Origin of the sequence: Pseudomonas brassicacearum (assembly GCF_918698105.1) — a bacterium.
Taxonomy (GTDB): Bacteria; Pseudomonadota; Gammaproteobacteria; order Pseudomonadales; family Pseudomonadaceae; genus Aquipseudomonas; species Aquipseudomonas brassicacearum_F.
On sequence record NZ_CAKKMI010000070.1, the window covers coordinates 12,334 to 32,331 of the forward strand.

Here is a 19,998-nt window from a genome sequence, read left to right on the forward strand (position 1 = left end):
CGATGGCCGAACGCAGGCATTGTGGAGTGGGCATCCCGGCATGGATGCCGGGATAGTCGCGCTGGGCCATGGATGGCCCTTCGCGGCGGGCCCACGGAGCAATGCCGGAGTGAGGGCATGCCGAGCCTAGGCGAGGCACCGAGTGGTGGGGCAGGAGCGTTTTGCTTACTTTTGCGCTCTTCAAAAGTGAGCCGCCGTCAGGGCGGAACCCTAAGCCGCCGTTACCGCAGCAATGGATATGTACTCAGCCAAGGCTGTCAGGCCGCCATCGCGAGCAAGCTCGCTCCCACAGTGGAATGCGCCCAACCAATCGATCGTTTTGCCGTTCGATAATCGCCCAAAACCCGCAAACGGCAATTGAACCGATCCCGGGCCGCCCTTCACCATCGCTCGCACAAAACCAATAACAACAGGTTCGACGCCATGCCCCGACGCCCCGCCTCGCCCGGCTGATCCCCGATCGCCCAAACGACCCTGGCTACACCCGACCGCTTGCATCTCAAAAGTGCAGCAACAACTCGCTTCGTCCATAAAAATAGAGACAACGCCCATGAAGCCCACACAGCACCTGTTCCCCACCCTCATCGCCATCGCCCTGACCAGCACCGCCCTGCCCGTCCTGGCCGCCGAATCGGGGTTTGTCGAGGATGCCAAGGTCAACCTCAACCTGCGCAACTTCTACATCAACCGCAACTTCACCAACCCGAACAACGCCCAGGGCAAAGCCGAGGAATGGACCCAGAGTTTCATCCTCGACGCCAAGTCCGGTTTCACCCAGGGCGTGGTCGGTTTCGGCGTGGACGTGCTGGGCCTGTACTCGGTCAAGCTCGACGGCGGTCGCGGCACGGCGGGTACGCAGTTGCTGCCAGTGCATGACGACGGTCGCCCGGCCGACGACTTCGGCCGTTTGGGCGTGGCCCTGAAAGCCAAGGTGTCGAAGACCGAACTGAAGGTCGGTGAATGGATGCCGGTGCTGCCGATCCTGCGTTCCGATGATGGCCGCTCCCTGCCGCAGACCTTCCGCGGCGGCCAGGTGACCTCCACCGAAATCAACGGCCTGACCCTCTACGGCGGCCAATTCCGCGCCAACAGCCCGCGCAACGACGCGAGCATGGAAGACATGTCGATGAACGGCCGCGGCGCGTTCACCTCCGACCGTTTCAACTTCGGCGGCGGTGAATACGCCTTCAACGAAAAACGCACCCAGGTTGGCGTCTGGTACTCGGAACTGTCCGACATCTACCAGCAGCAATATTTCAACCTGACCCACAGCCAGCCCATTGGCGACTGGACCCTGGGCGCCAACCTCGGTTACTTCATCGGCAAGGAAGACGGCAGCGCCCTGGCCGGCGACCTGGACAACAAAACCGCATTCGCCATGCTCTCGGCCAAATACGGGGGCAACACCTTCTACGTCGGCCTGCAGAAAGTCGGCGGCGATGATGCCTGGATGCGCGTCAACGGCACCAGCGGCGGCACCCTGGCCAACGACAGCTACAACTCCAGCTACGACAACGCCAAGGAAAAATCCTGGCAAGTGCGCCACGACTTCAACTTCGCCGCCGTCGGCGTGCCGGGCCTGACCCTGATGAACCGCTACATCAGCGGCGACAACGTGCACACCGCCACGGTCGACGATGGCAAGGAATGGGGCCGTGAAAGTGAGCTGGCCTATACCGTGCAGAGCGGTGCGCTGAAGAGCCTCAATGTGAAGTGGCGCAACTCGACGATGCGTCGGGATTACAGCACCAATGAATTCGATGAGAACCGGTTGATCATCAGCTATCCGATCAGCCTGCTGTAAAAGCCAACATGGAGGGAGGCAGTACCACCGTCATCGCGAGCAGGCTCGCTCCCACAGGGAATCGGTGCCGAGCACAAAATCAGTGCTCACTGAAAATCCCGTGTGGGAGCGAGCTTGCTCGCGATGGCGTCATCACATTCAATATCGATGCAAGCTGACCCACCGCCATCGCGAGCAAGCTCGCTCCCACAGGGGATAAAGCAGCCCATTAAGCCCGCGATTCGACGCCCAGTTCATCCCAGACCGATTCGGCCAGGTGGAAGGTCGCGTTGGCCGCCGGGATGCCGCAGTAGATGGCGCTCTGCATGATCACTTCCTTGATCTCACTGCGGCTCACGCCGTTGTTGGCGGCGGCGCGCAGGTGCAGCTTGAGTTCTTCGTTGCGGTTCATGCCGATCAGCATGGCAAGGGTAATCAGGCTGCGGGTGTGGCGCGGCAGGCCCGGGCGGGTCCAGATATCACCCCAGGCGTGGCGGGTGATCATCTCCTGGAATTCGCTGTTGAACTCGGTCAGGGCATTGAGGCTGCGATCGACGTGGGCATCGCCCAGGACCGCGCGGCGTACTTGCATGCCTTCGTCGTAACGTTGTTTCTCGTCCACAAAAACTCCTCAGGCACGGCCAGAATCAAGCAGGAAATCCAGCACCCGCGCGCTGAACGCGGCGCCGGCCTGGACGTTGGACAGGTGCGCGGCGTAGAACTCGGCGTACTCGGCCCCACGGACCCGCTCCTGGATAAAGTGCCCACCCGACGGCGGCGTCACGGCATCTTCGGTGCCGGCAATCACCAGCAGCGGTACGCGAATCGACGACAACTGCTCGCGGAAATCGGCATCGCGCACCGCCCCACAGTTGGCGGCATAGCCCTGGGGCGAGGTCGCGGCGAGCATGTCGGTGATTTTTTTCGCCGTCGCAGGCTGGGCCTCGGCAAAGTCCGGGGTAAACCAACGGGCAATGGAGGCGTCGCGCAACGCCACCATCGCATCCTTGCCATCGCGCAACACGGTTTCGATGCGCGGGTTCCACACCGACGGGTCGCCGATCTTGGCGGCGGTGTTGCACACCACCAGTTTTTGCAGGCGCTCGCCGGCATTGATCCCCAGCCATTGGCCGATCAACCCGCCCATGGACAAGCCACAGAAATGCACCTTGTCGAGGTTCAGCTGATCAAGCATCGCCAGCACATCGCGGCCCAGTTGTTCGATGCTGTACGGTCCTTCGGTGACCAGCGACTGGCCATGGCCGCGCGTATCGAAGCGCAGCACGCGAAAGTATTCACTGAAGGCCGCGACCTGCTCGTCCCACATGTGCAGGTCGGTGCCCAGGGAATTGGAGAGCACCAACACAGGCGCGTCTTGCGGCCCATCAAAACGATAGTTCAGATCGCCCTCGGCGAGTTTGACGAATCCCACAACAATCTCCTTTCAGGCGTTCAAGGCAAGGTGTTCGGCCACGGCCCGGGCGACCCAGGTCTGGGCTTGTCCGAGGTAGTGCGCCGGGTCGAGCAGATGATCAAGCTCGGTTGCGGATAGCTGCGCAGTGACCTGAGGTTCATTCCCCAGCACATCACGCAAATGCCGTTGCTCGGCCACGGCGCGCTTGCAGCATTGCTCCAGCAGATGGTGCGCCGTGTCGCGCCCCACACGTTGGGCCAGGACGATACTCACCGCTTCAGCCAGCACCAATCCCTGGGTCAGTTCCAGGTTGCGGGCCATGCGCGCCGCGTCCACTTCCAGCCCTTCGGCCAACAGCCGCGCCTGTTGCAAGGCACCCGATACCAGGCAGCAGATCTCCGGCAGGGTTTCCCATTCGGCGTGCCACAGGCCCAGGCTGCGCTCATGTTCCTGGGGCATGGCGCTGAACAGCGTCGACAACAAGCCAGGCACTCGCGTCGCCGCGCCGATCAGCACTGCCGCGCCCACCGGGTTGCGCTTGTGCGGCATGGTCGACGAACCGCCCTTGCCCGGCGCCGACGGCTCGAACGCTTCGCCGGCCTCGGTCTGCATCAACAGACTGATGTCGCGGCCCAGTTTGCCCAGGCTGCCGGCGATCAACCCCAGCACCGCGCCGAACTCCACCAGGCGATCGCGCTGGGTGTGCCACGGCTGTTCCGGCAGGTTCAGTTGCAACTCGGCGGCCAGGGCTTCGGCGACAGGTAGCGCCTGTTCACCCAAGGCGGCGAGCGTTCCGGAGGCGCCGCCGAATTGCAGTACCAGCAAGCGCGGCTTGAGTTCTTTCAAACGTTGGCGACTGCGGGTGATCGCCCCCAGCCAACCGGCGATTTTCATGCCCAGGGTCACCGGCGTCGCATGCTGCAACCAGGTGCGCCCGGCCAGCGGCGTGGCGGCGTAGCGTTCGGCTTGGCGGGCCAGGGTGACGGCCAGTTGTGCCAGCTCTGCCTCGATCAAGCCCAACGCCTGGCGCAGTTGCAGCACCAGCCCGCTGTCCATCACGTCCTGGCTGGTCGCACCCAGGTGCACGTAGCGTTCGGCCTCGGCGCTCTCAGTGGCGATGCGTTTGCCCAACGCCTTGACCAGCGGGATCGCCGAATTGCCGGCACTGGCAATCGCTTCGCTCAATGCCGAAAAATCGTACAGCTGGGCACGGCAGGCGTTCTCGATCGGCGCCACCGCATCCTGGGGGATCAACCCTACCCGCGCCTCGGCCCGGGCCAGCGCGGCCTCGACATCCAGCATGGCCTGGACCCGCCCCGCATCGCAGAACACCTCGCGCATGTCGCGGGCCGTGAAGTAGGCATCGAACAGCTGATTGCCCGGTCGTTCGCTCATAAACAGTCCTTCGGAAAATGGATGCCCTTGTGGCGAGGGGATTTATCCCCGCTGGGCTGCGCAGCAGCCCCAAACAGTCGACTCGATCTGCCTGACACACCGAGTTGCGGATTAGGGGCGCTACGCGCCCCAACGGGGATAAATCCCCTCGCCACATGAATCAAACAAGCCTTAAAGGTCGTGGTGCAAATACGCCGGTTGCTTGGGCAGGCGGAAGCTGAACAGGAACGCCACCACCATCATCACCGTGACATACCAGTAAAAGGCGTTCTCCATGCCCTGGGCCTTCAGGCTCAAGGCAACGTACTCGGCCGAGCCGCCAAAAATCGCATTGGCCACCGCGTAGGCCAACCCTACGCCCAGCGCCCGCACTTCAGGTGGAAACATTTCCGCTTTCACCAGGCCACTGATGGAGGTGTAGAAACTGACGATCGCCAGCGCCAACGTAATCAGGACAAACGCCAGGAACGGGCTGCTGATGCTTTTGAGGGTCAGCAGGATCGGCACCGTGCACAACGCCCCCAGGCCACCGAACCAGAGCATGGAATTTCGCCGGCCAATCTTGTCCGCCAGCATGCCGAACAACGGCTGCATGCACATATACAGGAACAGCGCGCCGGTCATGATGTAACTGGCGGTCTTGGCGTGCAGGCCGGCGGTGTTCACCAGGTATTTCTGCATATAGGTGGTGAACGTGTAGAAAATCAACGAACCACCAGCGGTGTAGCCCAGCACGGTGATGAACGCGGCCTTGTGATCGCGAAACAGCGCCGCGATGCTGCCGGCGTCCTTGTTCTCGCGCATTTCCTTGCTGCTGGTTTCCTTGAGCGAGCGTCGCAGGAACAGGGAAATCAACGCAGCCACGGCGCCCACCACAAATGGAATCCGCCAGCCATAGGCGCGCAGTTCGTCTTCGTTGAGGAATTGTTGCAGGATCACCACCAGCGACACCGCCAGCAATTGTCCGCCGATCAGCGTCACGTACTGGAACGAGGCGAAAAAGCCGCGTTGGCCCTTGAGGGCGACTTCGCTCATGTAAGTGGCGGTGGTGCCGTATTCACCGCCTACCGACAGGCCCTGCAGCAAGCGCGCGAACAACAGCAACAGCGGCGCCCAGACGCCGATGTCCTTGTAGGTGGGCAGGCAGGCGATGAGCAACGAGCCGAAGCACATCATCAGCACCGAGATCATCATTGAATTCTTGCGCCCGTGACGATCCGCCACCCGGCCGAAAATCCAGCCGCCGATAGGCCGCATCAGGAACCCGGCGGCGAACACACCAGCCGTGTTGACCAATTGCACCGTAGGGTTGTCCGAAGGGAAGAACGCCGGCGCGAAATAAATCGCACAGAACGCGTAGACGTAAAAGTCGAACCATTCGACCAGGTTGCCGGATGATGCACCGACGATGGCGAAGATGCGCTTGCTGCGTTCTTCACCGGTGTAGTGGCTGGTTGGGGTGGTCATGGGTTATTCACTCGTTGGGGACTTAACAAAGTCTAGACACACTTAGTAACAGTCCCGTTCCACAAACAGACTTTCAAGCAGCAGCGCCTGTACCGTCGCCATCGCGAGCAAGCTCGCTCCCACACAATATGCAGATCACCTGTGGGAGCGAGCTTGCTCGCGATGTTCTCCAGTGAACTCAGTAATCGAAGAACACCGTCTCGGCATCCGTGCCCTGCAGGATCACGTTCCACTGATACACACCCGACGCATCAGGCTTGCTCACGATCGTGGCACGACGTTCCTCGGGCACGCAGGCCAGCAGCGGGTCGGTTTCGTTGGCCTGTTCGCCGTCGAAGTAGATGCGCGTCAGCAAATGCTTGACCAACCCGCGAGCGAACACCAGCACCACCAGGTGCGGTGCCTGGGTCGTACCGTTCAACCCTGGCACGGTGCCCGGCTTGATGGTGGTGAATCGGAAGCGCCCTTCGGCATCCACCGGCACCCGGCCGAAGCCTTCGAAGTGCGGGTCCAGGGGTTTGTCCTGCTCGTCTTCCGGGTGGGCGTATTTACCGGCGGCGTTGGCCTGCCAGACTTCCAGCATCGCATCGTTGACGAACTGGCCGTTACCGTCGACCACCTGCCCGGTGATCGCCACGCGTTGCCCGAGGGTTTGTGTGACGGTCAAATCTTCGCGGTTCAGCCAGGTCAGGCCGATGTGGTAGTACGGGCCAACGGTGTGGGACGTGGTGGCGGTGAGCGTCATCTTATTTCTCCATCGGCGTGGCATCGCGGCCGCGCAAGACGATGTCCCAGCGGTAACCGAGGGCGTAGTGAGGGACGGTTTTTTCCAGGTCGAAACGGGCGATCAAGCGTTCTTTGGCGCGGGTGTCCGGCACGCAGTTGTAGATCGGGTCGTATTCCAGCAACGGATCGCCCGGGAAGTACATCTGCGTCACCAGGCGCGTCAGGATGCTCGGCCCGAACAGTGAGAAATGGATATGCGCCGGGCGCCAGGCGTTGTGGTGGTTGCCCCACGGATAAGCACCGGGCTTGATGGTCTGGAACTGATACCAGCCGTCGGCGTCGGTGACGGTGCGACCGGTGCCGGTGAAATTCGGGTCCAGCGGCGCGTCATGGTTGTCGCGGTCATGGTTGTAGCGACCGGCGGCGTTGGCCTGCCAGATCTCCACCAGGATGCCCGGCACCGGCTGGCCGTGCTCATCCAGCACGCGCCCGTGAATGATGATCCGCTCCCCCAGTGGCTCGCCGGCATGCTGGGCGGTCAGGTCGTGGTCCTTTTCCTGCAAACGGTCGGCGCCGACAGTCGGGCCGGTAATTTCCGACAGCGAATGGGGCAGGAACACCAACGGCTTGGACGGCGAGCGCAGGTTGGTGGACTGGTACGGTGGGTGCAGATACTCCGGCTGGGTGCCCGCTTGGGGGCGACGATAACCAGGCTTGTCAGTCATGCAGCGTTCCTCGGTTTCTTATTAGTAGAACGACGCGTCAGACGCGTTCGATTGCCAATGCCAGACCTTGGCCGACGCCGACGCACATGGTCGCCAGGCCTTTCTTGCCGCCGGTCTTTTCCAAGTGGTGCAGCGCGGTCATCACCAGGCGCGCCCCGCTCATGCCCAGGGGATGGCCGAGGGCGATGGCACCGCCGTTCGGGTTGACCTGGGGCGCATCGTCCGCCAGACCCAAATCGCGCAACACCGCCAGGCCCTGGCTGGCAAACGCTTCATTGAGTTCGATCACATCGAAATCCGCGACCGCCAGGCCCAGGCGCTCAGTGAGCTTGCGCACCGCTGGCACCGGACCGACGCCCATCACCCGCGGCGCCACGCCGGCACTGGCCATGCCCAGCACTTTGCCACGCGGCGTCAGGCCGTGTTTTTTTACCGCTTCGGCCGACGCCAGGATCAACGCCGCCGCGCCATCGTTGACACCCGAGGCGTTGCCGGCAGTAACGGTCTTGTCGGGGCCGTTGACCGGTTTGAGTTTGCTCAAGGTTTCCAGCGTGGTCTCGGCGCGAGGATGTTCGTCCTGTTCGACCACGGTTTCGCCTTTCTTGTGGGTAATGCGTACCGGAACGATTTCTTCGGCGAAAAAACCTGCCGCCTGGGCCATCGCCGTGCGCTGTTGGCTGCGCAAGGCGAAAGCGTCCTGGTCGGCGCGGGACACGGCGTAGTCATCAGCCACGTTATCAGCGGTCTGGGGCATCGCGTCCACACCGTACTGGGCTTTCATCAACGGGTTGATGAAACGCCAGCCGATGGTGGTGTCTTCCAGCTTCATGTTGCGGGAAAACGCCGCGTCGGCCTTGCCCATCACAAACGGCGCACGGGACATTGACTCCACCCCACCGGCGATGGCCAGTTCCATCTCACCACTGGCGATGGCGCGGAACGCCGTGCCGATGGCATCCATACCCGAAGCGCAAAGGCGGTTGAGGGTCACACCGGGAATGCTTTGCGGCAGGCCCGCCAGCAGCAGCGCCATGCGCGCCACGTTGCGGTTGTCTTCGCCGGCCTGGTTGGCGCAGCCGAGAAACACTTCGTCCACCGCGCTCCAATCCACCGATGGGTTGCGCTCCATCAGCGCCTTGATCGGCACGGCCGCCAGGTCGTCGGCACGCACTGTGGACAAACCGCCGCCAAACCGACCGATGGGGGTTCGAATCGCATCACAGATATAAACGTCGCGCATCAGCCTTCTCCCGGTGTCTGGCCGTGGGCCGCCGCGGTGCGAGCTTCCAGGTCGCGCAGTGCGCGCAGCTCCACTTCGGTCGGCTCGGCGGTGGTTTGCACCTGATCGGCGAAACGGATCGCCCACCCAGTGGCCGCAATGACTTGCTCGCGGGTCACGCCGGGGTGCAGCGCAGTAACCACGAACTCATGGGTGCCGGCTTCCGGTTCCATGATGCACAGGTCGGTGATGATGCCCACCGGACCGGCGCCGGGCAGGCCCAGGCGTTTGCGCGAATCGCCGCCTTCACCGTGGCCGACCGAAGTGATGAAATCCAGCTTATCGACAAACGAACGCGCCGACTGCTTGAGGATGATCAACACGCTCTTAGCCGAACCGGCGATTTCCGGCGCGCCACCGGCACCCGGCAGGCGGACTTTCGGCTGATGGTAGTCGCCCACCACCGTGGTGTTGATGTTGCCGAAACGGTCGACCTGGGCTGCGCCGAGGAAACCGACGTCGATGCGTCCGCCCTGCAGCCAGTAGCGAAAAATCTCACCGGTCGGCACGACAGTATCGGCGGTTTCCGCCAGCTCACCGTCGCCGATGGACAGCGGCAGTACGCTGGGCTTGGCACCGATCGGGCCGGATTCGTAGATCAGCACGACGTCCGGCGACGAGGTCAGCCGCGCCAGGTTGGCCGCTTTCGACGGCAGGCCGATGCCGACGAAGCACACGGCATTGTTCTTCAAGCGACGCGCCGCGGCGACGGTCATCATTTCGTGGGTGGAGTAAGTCATGGTTTCACCTGCGAAGCGGCTGCCAGCCTGGCCTGGAATTCACTGAAGTCTTGAGTGCCATGGATGTATTCGTTGATCCAGGCGGTAAAGGTCTCACGGTCCCGAGCGATCGGATCCCACGCCTGGTAGAAACGGTTGTCACGCTCGGTGTAGCCGTGGGCGTAGGACGGATGAGCGCCACCCGGCACCAGGCACACGGCGCTCAACGCCCAGGTCGGCAGCACGCAAGCGTTCATCGGCGCGTTCAGGTCGTCGACGATTTCTTCCACGGTGACGATGCAACGCTTGGCGGCCAGGGCGGCCTCTTTCTGCACACCGAGAATGCCCCACAGCAGCACGTTGCCCTTGCGGTCGGCTTTCTGGGCGTGGATCACCGTGATGTCCGGGCGCACCGAAGGTACAGCGGCCAATACTTCACCGGTGAAGGGACAGGTCACGCTCTTGATCAGCGGGTTGACCTTCGGCAGGTCGGAGCCGGCGTAGGCCCGCAACACCGCGAACGGCAGGCCGGAGGCACCGGCGACGTAGGCGTTGGCCAGGTCGGCGTGGCTGTGTTCCTCGATTTCCAGCGGGTGCGGCCATTGTTTCTCCACGGCATCGCGCAAGCGGTGCAACGACCCGACGCCAGGGTTGCCGCCCCAGGAGAAAATCAGCTTGCGAGCACAACCGGCGCCGATCAACTGGTCGTAGATCAGGTCAGGTGTCATACGCACCAGGGTCAGGTCTTTCTTGCCCTGACGAATGATTTCATGACCTGCCGCCGTAGGAATCAAGTGAGTGAAGCCTTCGAGCGCGACGGTATCGCCGTCGTTGACGAATTGCTTCACCGCGTCGTGCAGCGAAAGGATTTCAGCCATGGGGCAGGCTCCCGTTTTCCAGTAGACCGACATGAAGAAAAAAGGCGCGAGGTTAAGCGCCGGAGTGACTGAAGATTAAGCCTGGGGAAAAAGCCAAACAATCCGATAATCGACTGAGTGTTCGTTTATCGAACAGATTGTTGTTTGGCTATCGATTTGCCCAAGTACACAGAACCCTGTGGGAGCCTGCCTGCCCTCAGATTTGTCTTCTCACAAGTTTATGCCGTTGGCTCAGGTCGCATCCGCATGACTGACCATGCCCTTGATCACCACCGCCGTGGTCGCCAAGGCGGCCGGGATCACCAGGGCGGTCAGGACCTGTTCGAAGTTCCAGCCCAGGCCCAGCAGGGTCGCGCCCATCCAGGCGCCGAGGATGGCGCCGAAGCGGCCGATGCCCAGCATCCACGAGACACCGGTGGCCCTGCCCTGGGTCGGGTAGAAACGCGCGGCCAGGGAAGGCATCGCCGATTGCGCACCGTTGACGCACATGCCCGCCACCAGCACCAGGGTGGCGAGCAAGGTGATGTTGCCCAGGCTCTGCCCTACTGCGTAGGCAAACAACCCGGCCATCAGATAGAAAATGCCGATGACCTTGTGCGGATTGAACCGGTCCATCGCCCAACCCACGAAGACGGCGCTCAACACACCACCGAATTGGAACAGCGCACCGATAAACGCTGCCTGCTCCATGCTCGCGCCGCTGTCGCGCATCAGGGTCGGCAGCCAACTGGTCAACAGGTAGACGATCACCAGGCCCATGAAATAGGTCAGCCACAGCAGCAAGGTGCCGGCGCTGTAGGTGCCGGAGAAAATCACCACCAGCACGTTGCGGGCTTTTACGGTTTTCTGTTCCGGTACACTGAAACTCGCCGCTTGGGCCACGGTATGTGGCTCGATGGGTGCCAGGGTCTTGCGCACCTTGTCGGTGCCGCGGTTACGCACCACCAGGTAACGCGCCGACTCCGGCAGCCAGAACAGCAACACGACCGCCAGGATCAACGGCAGGATCCCGCCAATCAGCAGCAGGCTGTGCCAACCGAACGCCGGTATCAGCTTGGCGGAGATAAACCCGCCGCCGGCCATGCCCAGGTTGAAGCCGCAGAACATGCTGGTCACCAACAGGGATTTCTTGCGTTCCGGGGTGTATTCCGAGAGCAAGGTGGTGGCGTTCGGCATCCCGGCGCCCAATCCCAGGCCAGTCAGGAAACGCAATACCAGCAATTGATCGACGTTGGAGCTGTAGGCCGACGCCAGGCTGAACGCGCCGAACAGCAGGACCGCGCCCACCAGTACGACTTTTCGCCCGAAGCGGTCAGCCAGCGGCCCTGAGCCCAGTGCACCGAACACCATGCCGATCAGCGCGGCACTCATCACTGGGCCAAGGCTGGCGCGATCGATGCCCCAGTCCTGGGACAGCGCCGGGGCGATGAAGCCCATGGCCGCGGTATCGAGGCCGTCGAGGAACACAATCAGGAAACAAAGGATTACCACCCGCCACTGGTAGCGCGAAATGGGTTGGGCATTGATGAAGGATTGCACATCGAGGCAGTTGCCTACGGAGGTCTGGGGCTGATTCATTTTATTTTTATTCCACACGATAAACGCAGGCGAACGATCAGGGACCGGCGAAATACGCCGGGATGACGCTGCGCGACATTAATGAGCGCAGGCAAATACCGTCAATTCATCGCCGCCGACTGTGTGCGTTTATCGAACAGCTTAAGTGAACAGCTGCGCGCTCAAATCGCGACTGGCCCCCAGCAGGCCTGGCAGGAAACGCTGTTCCAGCTCATTGCGGCTGACCCGCCCAGCATGGGTACTGACGTTGAGCGCGGCCACCACCTGACCGGAAGCGTCGTACACCGGCACGGCAATCGAACGCAGGCCTTGTTCCAGTTCCTGGTCGACGATGCACCAGCCTTGCTGCCGCACCTGTTGCAGGCATTCAAGCAATGCCTCGGGGGTGTGCAAGGTGCGGCTGGTCTTGGCTTGCAGGTCGGCATGGTCTAGGTAGTCGCGCAGCGAAGCATCATCCAGGGCCGCCAGGAGAATCCTGCCCATCGAGGTGCAATAGGCTGGCAGACGCCCGCCGACCGACAGATCGACCGAAATCAGGCGCTGGGTGGTGGCTGACCGGGCGATATAGAGGATGTCGTCGCCTTCGAGCGTCGCCATGTTGCAGGCTTCGTGCAATTGTTCGCTCATGCGGTCCAGGTACGGCTGGGCAGAAACGGCCAGGGGCGTGGAGGACAGGTAGGCGTGCCCCAGGGTCAGCACTTTGGGCAGCAGCGAATAGGTGCGTCCGTCCGTGGTGGCGTAGCCAAGCTTGATCAAGGTATGCAGGCAACGCCTGACGGCGGCGCGAGGGATTTCCGTACGATGGCTGATCTGGGCGATGGTCAGGTGTCGCTTGCGCTCCTGGAAGGCTTGAACCACGGCCAATCCACGGGCCAGGGAGGTCATGAAATCGGGATCGCCGGTCAGGGCCTGGATCCGCTTGGCCGGCGAGGCGACGATCGGTGGCGCGACGGAAGTGAAGGCATTGCGCAATTGGTCGTTCATGTCTGGTCCTTCCCCGGGAATAACGGCTATTACAAGCGGCTGTCCGACGGACAGACAAGGGTCTGATCGCCAACAACGTGCGATTATCGAACCGACAACCGATAATCGCAATCCTGCCCGGTATCATGAGTTCGCCAGCCGTCGAACGCTCGATAACAAGTTGGGCGTGAGTGACGTGACGGCGTCGGCGATATTGAACTTGTCGCCTTGAACGGCATCAGCATATCGGCATTAGCAAGGCTCTTCTGAAACCTGATTGACACAAGTTTGCACATACAAACATCGATTCACACAACAACAGGCCCCTTTAAATATTTCCCCATAGTGTTATTCAGCTGGACCGCTATAATGCAATTCAGCGACGGTACGGCCAATCGACCGCTCCCGTACGCCGGCACCTTGGTCAAGGCCCTGGCGCCCGAAGCACCTTTAGGGTCGCTTCCCCTGTATTGGCAACAACACGAAGCCCTGATGCTACGTCAGCTGTCAGCTCTGGTGCCGTGGCCGTCTGCATGTCTACATGCAGTGCGTATCACCAGATTCAATTTCAATTAATTAGGTATAACTGTGACGAAAGACGAACTGCGCGCGGAACTTGAGCGCCAGGAACAACGTTACAAGGAAGTTTACGGCGGGGAAATCACCACCTACGCCGCGCAACCTGAACCGGAACGCAAACCCTGGCGTAAGCGCGCCACCGTTCAGGACCAGGCCTTCACCCAGGAACTCCAGAAAATGGAAAAAGAACTCAAAGCCGAAGAGCAGTGACGCTCCGGGCCTGATGTTCTTGTGAGGAGGTCTCCGGCCGCCACCCAGGCCGGAAACCGCAGCGCACGCCCGCCATGAGCGGGCCGCCATCCGCTCCCGTCCGACGGCCGGAAAGGGTCGTGGCCGACCTTCTTTTCAGATATTTCATACAACCGCTCGAAGTGCTCCACAGCGGGCGACGATCCGCTTCCGGCACGCTTTGCGCCCCCGAATCAAAGGGTTACGCGCCCCACGGAAAACCTCGCGCCAGAGGCATTCCTACAAATTATTTCGTTGAAGAATGTTGCCGATGAGCAGGCAATGCATCGATTGCCATGGTTTTCTGGCATAATCGCGCCCCCTTATGACCGGGTCAGAAAACCTTCATGATCGATTTATTCAGCGGACTGGATGCTTGGGTGCTTGTGAGCCTCTTGCTCGCCCTGGCTTTTGTCCTCGCCTTCGAGTTCATCAACGGCTTTCATGACACCGCTAACGCGGTTGCCACTGTTATCTACACCAAAGCCATGCCGCCTCATCTGGCGGTGTTCTTTTCCGGGGTGTTCAATTTCCTCGGCGTGCTGCTGGGCGGTGTGGGGGTGGCGTATGCCATCGTTCACCTGCTGCCCGTGGAGCTGCTGATCAATGTGAATACCGGACACGGTCTGGCCATGGTGTTTTCGCTGCTCGCAGCGGCCATTACCTGGAACCTGGGCACCTGGTACTTCGGTATCCCGGCATCCAGTTCCCACACATTGATCGGCTCGATCCTCGGCGTGGGCCTGGCCAACGCGTTGATCAACGATATCCCGTTGGCCGATGGGGTGAACTGGCAGAAGGCGATCGATATCGGCGCCTCCCTGGTGTTCTCGCCCATGGCCGGCTTCCTGATCGCCGCCCTGGTGCTGATCGGCCTGAAATGGTGGCGTCCGCTGTCGAAGATGCACAAGACACCGGAACAGCGCCGCAAGATCGACGACAAGAAGCACCCGCCGTTCTGGAATCGCCTGGTACTGGTAATTTCGGCCATGGCCGTCAGCTTCGTCCACGGCTCCAACGACGGCCAGAAAGGTATCGGCCTGATCATGCTGGTGCTGATCGGTATCGTGCCTTCGCAGTTCGTACTCGACCTGAGCAGCACCACGTATCAGATCGAGCGGACCCGCGACGCGACCTTGCACCTGAGCCAGTTCTACCAGCGCAACAACGAATCCCTGGGTGAATTCCTGGCGCTGGGCAAGAGCGTGGAAGGCGATCTGCCGGAAAAATTCCGTTGCAACCCGCAGCAGACCGAACCCACCATCGATGCCCTGCTCAACACCCTCAAGGGCGTGGCCGACTACCATTCGCTGCCGTCGGAAAGCCGTATTGAAGTACGTCGCTACCTGCTCTGCCTGGATGACACGGCGAAGAAGGTCGGCAAGCTGCCAGGCCTGGCCGCCCGTGAAAAAGACGACCTGAACAAGCTGCGCAAGGACCTGACCGGCACCACCGAGTACGCACCGTTCTGGGTGATCCTGGCGGTTGCCCTGGCACTGGGCCTGGGCACCATGGTCGGCTGGAAGCGTGTGGTACTGACCATCGGCGAGAAGATCGGCAAGCAAGGCATGACCTACGCCCAAGGCATGTCGGCGCAAATCACCACCGCGTGCATGATCGGCATGGCGAACATCTTCAGCCTGCCGGTTTCCACCACCCACGTCCTGTCCTCGGGCGTGGCCGGCACCATGGTCGCGAACAAGAGCGGCCTGCAAGGTGGCACCGTGCGCAATATCCTGCTGGCCTGGGTGTTGACCCTACCAGCAACGGTGGCGCTGTCGGCCGGGCTGTTCTGGCTGGCGTCCAAGGCGCTGGGCAGCTGATTCCAGCGGCTCGAAAAAGAAGGTGCGATCCTTGCGGTTCGCACCTTTTTTTATGCCCTGACGTCAGACACCTGTGGGAGCGAGCTTGCTCGCGATGGCGGTGGGTCAGTCAACACATGCATCTACAGACATACCGCTATCGCGAGCAAGCTCGCTCCCACAGTTGATTGGTATCTGGCTGGAGAATCACGAACAAAAAAAAGGGCGACCGAAGTCGCCCAAAATGCCTTGCGTGCTCGTTGTAGCCGGAAAGACCTACGGTTTTTTCCGCTTGTGTGCGTCTTTCCAGATGAATAATCCAAAGCCTGCGAAAAACACGACCATGAGGCCGACCGTCAACACCCCGGCAAACACCACATTATCGAAAAACATGACTGGCCTCCTGGTCTTGCCCCTGTTGCGATGGGTTCAAGTTAACCAATCAGGCCTGGATGAAAATTGACCGGGGTCAATAACGCTCGCAACGGGGCGAAAAGGTGGGGAAATAACTGATCTACATCAATGGATCGAGGGGGTTCAGCGCTTTTTCGGTTTGTTTTTCGACTTTTTCTTCGGCTTGCCCAACGGCATGGCCTGCTCGAAAGCCTGGCGAACTTCATTGAGGCGTTTTTCGTTGAGGTCGTGAACGCGCTTGGCGCGCTCGGCACTGAGGTCGATCAGCTTGTCGTCTTGGCTCATGGCGTGTGGGCATCGTGCAGTGAATTGCGGATGCGCCCATGATGCGGGCTGTTGGCGGCGTTGACCAGCCTGCGGACGTCGGCAAACGCCTGAATCAGATCTGGATATCGACCCACAAGCCTTGGCGCGACTCTTCGTCTATCAGCGGCACCACCGGCACGGTGTTGTCGGCGTTGAGTTCGGTACCCGGTACAGCCAGGTGTTCTTCAGGGTCTTCATTGGCCTCGCGGTGGCGCTTGTCGCGCTCCTGCCGACGACGCTGTTCCTCGCGCAGCAGCAGCGCGGCCTCTTCCGGGTCGCGGTTTTGCAGGTCGATGGTGCTTTCGTTGGAGCTTTGCTGCACCGGGACCACGGGCGGTATGTCCGGTCGCTGGCGAACCGGATCCTGTTGAGCGGTGATGGGTACGGCGCTCAAAGGGAGCATGGGTGGCAACATAAAGGTCTCCTGTCTTCAGGTTGTCGGCTGGGAAAGTGGCAGCTTGAACCGCCGGTCTGAAACTTGTGACCCAGTTGGCATTGCAGCGATCACCAGGGCCGAGCTTGTTTGATCGCTGGGCAAGCGTAAGTTCCGTGCCATCGAGACGAATCAGCGTACGTAAATCCTTTGGTCTGAAGGATCCTTCCGTTAAGATAACCGGCTTTTTCAAGGCGGGAGTCAGGCAGCATGGCGCAGCAGTATCAACCGGGGCAACGCTGGATCAGTGACAGCGAAGCCGAGCTGGGTTTAGGCACCGTTCTGGCACAGGACGGCCGCTTGTTGACCGTGCTCTATCCGGCCACTGGCGACACTCGCCAGTACGCGCTACGGAATGCGCCGCTCACCCGTGTACGGTTTTCGCCGGGCGATGTGATCACTCACTTCGAAGGCTGGAAAATGACCGTGCGCGAAGTCGATGACGTCGACGGGCTGCTGGTCTACCACGGCCTCAACGGGCAGAACGAAGTCGTCACCCTGCCGGAAACCCAACTGTCGAACTTTATCCAGTTCCGCCTGGCGAGCGACCGTCTGTTCGCCGGCCAGATCGACCCGTTGGCCTGGTTCTCCCTGCGCTACCACACCCTGGAACACACCAGCCGCCAGTTACAGTCTTCGCTTTGGGGCCTGGGCGGCGTCCGTGCCCAGCCCATCGCCCACCAATTGCACATTGCCCGTGAAGTGGCCGACCGCATTGCGCCACGGGTGTTGCTGGCGGACGAAGTGGGCCTGGGCAAGACCATCGAGGCCGGCCTGGTCATCCATCGTCAACTGCTGTCCGGCCGCGCCAACCGCGTCCTGATCCTGGTGCCGGAAAACCTCCAGCACCAATGGCTGGTGGAAATGCGCCGGCGCTTCAACTTGCAAGTCGCGCTGTTCGACGAAGAACGCTTCATTGAAAGCGATGCCAGCAACCCGTTCGAAGACACTCAACTGGCCCTGGTGGCGCTGGAGTGGCTGGTGGACGACGAGAAGGCCCAAGATGCACTGTTCGCCGCCGGCTGGGACCTGATGGTGGTCGACGAGGCCCATCACCTGGTGTGGCACGAAGACCAGGTCAGCCCACAGTACGCGCTGGTCGAACAACTCGCCGAGACGATCCCGGGCGTGCTGCTGCTGACCGCGACCCCGGAACAACTGGGCCAGGACAGCCACTTCGCTCGCCTGCGCCTGTTGGACCCGAATCGCTTCCACGACCTCAAGGCCTTCCGCGCCGAGAGCGAAAACTATCGCCCAGTGGCCGAAGCCGTGCAGGAGCTACTGGACAAAGGCCGTCTTTCGCCTGAGGCCCACAAGACCATCCAGGGTTTCCTGGGTAATGAAGGCGAAGCGCTGCTGACCGCGGTCAATGATGGCGATGTCGAAGCCAGTGCCCGCCTGGTGCGTGAACTGCTGGACCGCCACGGCACCGGCCGCGTGCTGTTTCGCAACACCCGCGCCGCTGTGCAGGGCTTCCCCGAGCGCAAGCTGCACGCCTACCCGCTGCCGTGCCCGGACGAGTACCTCGAGTTGCCCCTGGGCGATCACCCCGAGCTGTACCCGGAAGTCAGCTTCCAGGCCCAACCGGACGCCAGCGAAGAAGAACGCTGGTGGCGTTTCGACCCACGGGTCGAGTGGCTGATCGACACCCTGAAGATGCTTAAGCGCACCAAGGTGCTGGTGATCTGTGCCCACGCCGAAACCGCCATGGACCTGGAAGACGCCCTGCGCGTGCGTTCCGGCATCCCGGCCACGGTGTTCCACGAAGGCATGAACATCCTGGAGCGCGACCGCGCGGCGGCTTATTTCGCCGATGAAGAGTTTGGTGCCCAGGTGCTGATCTGCTCGGAAATCGGCAGTGAGGGGCGCAACTTCCAGTTCGCCCATCATCTGGTGCTGTTCGATCTGCCGGCGCACCCGGACCTGCTCGAACAGCGCATCGGCCGTCTGGACCGGATCGGCCAGAAGCACGTCATCGAACTGCATGTGCCTTATCTGGAAACCAGCCCGCAAGCGCGGCTGTTCCAGTGGTATCACGAAGCCCTGAATGCCTTCCTCAACACCTGCCCGACCGGCAACGCCTTGCAGCACCGGTTCGGCCCGCGCCTGCTGCCATTGCTGGAAGAAGCCGACGATGGCCAGTGGCAAGCGCTGATCGACGAGGCCCGCACCGAACGCGAGCGCCTGGAAGCCGAGCTGCACACCGGTCGCGACCGTTTGCTGGAGCTCAACTCCGGCGGTGCTGGTGAAGGCGATGCACTGGTGGAAGCCATTCTCGAGCAGGACGACCAGTTTGCCCTGCCGATCTACATGGAAACCCTGTTCGACGCCTTTGGTATCGACAGCGAGGACCATTCGGAAAATGCGCTGATCCTCAAGCCCAGCGAAAAAATGCTCGACGCCAGCTTCCCGCTGGGCGACGACGAAGGCGTGACCATCACCTACGATCGTAACCAGGCGCTGTCGCGCGAAGACATGCAGTTCATCACCTGGGAGCACCCGATGGTGCAAGGCGGCATGGACCTGGTGCTGTCCGGTTCCATGGGCAACACCGCCGTGGCGCTGATCAAGAACAAGGCCCTCAAACCCGGCACCGTGTTGCTGGAATTGCTCTACGTCAGTGAAGTCGTGGCCCCGCGCTCGCTGCAACTGGGCCGCTACCTGCCGCCGGCCGCCCTGCGCTGCCTGCTGGACACCAACGGCAACGACCTGGCCGCCCGCGTCTCGTTCGAAACCTTGAACGACCAGCTCGAAAGCGTGCCACGCGCCAGCGCTAACAAGTTCATCCAGGCCCAGCGCGACCAGCTCACGCCACGGATCAATGCCGGCGAAGAAAAGATCGCCCCGCGTCACGCCGAACGCGTGGCCGAGGCCCAGCGCCGCCTGGCCGCCGATACCGACGAGGAACTGGCCCGCCTGACCGCCCTGCAAGCGGTCAACCCGACCGTGCGCGACAGCGAACTGGTGGCCCTGCGTCAACAACGCGAGCAAGGGCTGGCGATGCTTGAGAAGGCCGCGTTGCGTTTGGAGGCGATTCGGGTGTTGGTGGCGGGGTGAGTTTGGCGGGGGTCCGTCGTGGTGGTTTTATCGGGTGTATATCCGTTGCTGCGGTAACGGCGGCTGGCGGTTCCGCCCTTACGGCGGGTCACTTTCGAAAAGCGCGAAAGTAACCAAAGCGCTTCTGCCCCACCACTTGGCACCTCGCTTAGGCTCGGTGTGCCCTCACTCCGGCATTGCTCCGTGGGCCCGCCGCGAAGGGCCATCCATGGCCCAGCGCGGCTATCCCGGCATCCATGCCGGGATGCCCAC

The 19,998-nt window shown here is 61.7% G+C and carries 18 protein-coding genes; 4 read left to right on the forward strand and 14 right to left on the reverse strand.

The features are described from left to right. Positions 1–550 precede the first annotated feature (550 nt). The gene (locus tag LQ215_RS22935; RefSeq protein ID WP_230152706.1) at positions 551–1,804 is read left to right on the forward strand and encodes an OprD family porin; all 1,254 of its coding nucleotides are present in this window, start codon (positions 551–553) and stop codon (positions 1,802–1,804) included. A gap of 208 nt (positions 1,805–2,012) precedes the next feature. On the opposite strand, the gene pcaC is transcribed toward LQ215_RS22935, so the two are convergent. The 11 genes from pcaC to pcaR form a co-directional block, all read right to left on the reverse strand. Beyond that, positions 2,013–2,405: a 4-carboxymuconolactone decarboxylase gene (gene pcaC, locus LQ215_RS22940; protein ID WP_025212299.1), complete on the reverse strand. Its 393-nt coding sequence runs from the start codon at positions 2,403–2,405 to the stop codon at positions 2,013–2,015. 9 nt (positions 2,406–2,414) lie between these two features. Continuing rightward, entirely contained in the window at positions 2,415–3,215 is an 801-nt protein-coding gene (pcaD, locus tag LQ215_RS22945) for a 3-oxoadipate enol-lactonase (RefSeq protein ID WP_230152707.1), read from the reverse strand. A 12-nt stretch (positions 3,216–3,227) separates the two neighbouring features. Further along, on the reverse strand, positions 3,228–4,592 hold the full coding sequence (locus LQ215_RS22950) for a 3-carboxy-cis,cis-muconate cycloisomerase (RefSeq protein WP_230152708.1): 1,365 nt from the start codon (positions 4,590–4,592) through the stop codon (positions 3,228–3,230). 171 nt (positions 4,593–4,763) lie between these two features. After that, positions 4,764–6,059 (reverse strand): MFS family transporter, encoded by a 1,296-nt coding sequence (locus LQ215_RS22955; RefSeq protein WP_230152709.1) that lies wholly within the window; start codon positions 6,057–6,059, stop codon positions 4,764–4,766. A 178-nt stretch (positions 6,060–6,237) separates the two neighbouring features. Further along, positions 6,238–6,804 (reverse strand): protocatechuate 3,4-dioxygenase subunit alpha, encoded by a 567-nt coding sequence (gene pcaG, locus LQ215_RS22960; RefSeq protein WP_230152710.1) that lies wholly within the window; start codon positions 6,802–6,804, stop codon positions 6,238–6,240. Between the two features lies 1 nt (position 6,805). After that, a complete protein-coding gene (gene pcaH / locus LQ215_RS22965) occupies positions 6,806–7,510 on the reverse strand; it encodes a protocatechuate 3,4-dioxygenase subunit beta (RefSeq protein WP_122566800.1) in 705 nt (234 codons plus the stop codon). A gap of 37 nt (positions 7,511–7,547) precedes the next feature. Beyond that, positions 7,548–8,753, reverse strand: coding sequence for a 3-oxoadipyl-CoA thiolase (gene pcaF, locus LQ215_RS22970; RefSeq protein ID WP_230152717.1), 1,206 nt, complete (start codon positions 8,751–8,753; stop codon positions 7,548–7,550). Further along, on the reverse strand, positions 8,750–9,529 hold the full coding sequence (locus tag LQ215_RS22975; RefSeq protein ID WP_230152711.1) for a CoA-transferase subunit beta: 780 nt from the start codon (positions 9,527–9,529) through the stop codon (positions 8,750–8,752). The genes pcaF and LQ215_RS22975 overlap by 4 nt, the downstream gene beginning before the upstream one ends. Next, the gene (locus tag LQ215_RS22980; RefSeq protein WP_230152712.1) at positions 9,526–10,386 is read right to left on the reverse strand and encodes a CoA transferase subunit A; all 861 of its coding nucleotides are present in this window, start codon (positions 10,384–10,386) and stop codon (positions 9,526–9,528) included. Before LQ215_RS22980 ends, LQ215_RS22975 begins: the two co-directional genes overlap by 4 nt. 231 nt (positions 10,387–10,617) lie before the next feature. Then, on the reverse strand, positions 10,618–11,964 hold the full coding sequence (locus LQ215_RS22985; RefSeq protein WP_230152713.1) for an MFS transporter: 1,347 nt from the start codon (positions 11,962–11,964) through the stop codon (positions 10,618–10,620). Positions 11,965–12,105: 141 nt separating this feature from the next. Continuing rightward, positions 12,106–12,948, reverse strand: coding sequence for a pca regulon transcriptional regulator PcaR (gene pcaR / locus LQ215_RS22990; protein WP_003184507.1), 843 nt, complete (start codon positions 12,946–12,948; stop codon positions 12,106–12,108). Positions 12,949–13,515: 567 nt separating this feature from the next. On the opposite strand from pcaR, the gene LQ215_RS22995 reads away from it, so the two are divergent. Together LQ215_RS22995 and LQ215_RS23000 are read left to right on the forward strand one after the other, a co-directional pair. Continuing rightward, positions 13,516–13,716, forward strand: a complete 201-nt coding sequence (locus LQ215_RS22995; protein WP_003198635.1) for a hypothetical protein — start codon at positions 13,516–13,518, stop codon at positions 13,714–13,716. Between the two features lie 365 nt (positions 13,717–14,081). After that, complete coding sequence (locus LQ215_RS23000) at positions 14,082–15,557, forward strand: inorganic phosphate transporter (RefSeq protein ID WP_230152714.1); 1,476 nt, start codon at positions 14,082–14,084, stop codon at positions 15,555–15,557. Between the two features lie 255 nt (positions 15,558–15,812). Here the strand turns inward: LQ215_RS23000 and ccoM are convergent, their stop codons facing one another. The 3 genes from ccoM to LQ215_RS23010 form a co-directional block, all read right to left on the reverse strand. Further along, positions 15,813–15,929 carry a cytochrome c oxidase subunit CcoM gene (ccoM, locus tag LQ215_RS29550; RefSeq protein WP_014336959.1) on the reverse strand — a complete coding sequence of 39 codons (117 nt, stop codon included), beginning with the start codon at positions 15,927–15,929 and terminating at the stop codon, positions 15,813–15,815. Positions 15,930–16,073: 144 nt separating this feature from the next. Continuing rightward, positions 16,074–16,235, reverse strand: a complete 162-nt coding sequence (locus LQ215_RS23005; RefSeq protein ID WP_003198631.1) for a hypothetical protein — start codon at positions 16,233–16,235, stop codon at positions 16,074–16,076. Between the two features lie 94 nt (positions 16,236–16,329). After that, on the reverse strand, positions 16,330–16,671 hold the full coding sequence (locus LQ215_RS23010; RefSeq protein WP_230152715.1) for an aspartate-semialdehyde dehydrogenase: 342 nt from the start codon (positions 16,669–16,671) through the stop codon (positions 16,330–16,332). A gap of 228 nt (positions 16,672–16,899) precedes the next feature. Here LQ215_RS23010 and rapA point away from each other — a divergent pair, with 228 nt between their 5' ends. Next, on the forward strand, positions 16,900–19,746 hold the full coding sequence (gene rapA / locus LQ215_RS23015; protein WP_230152716.1) for an RNA polymerase-associated protein RapA: 2,847 nt from the start codon (positions 16,900–16,902) through the stop codon (positions 19,744–19,746). Positions 19,747–19,998: the final 252 nt, after the last annotated feature.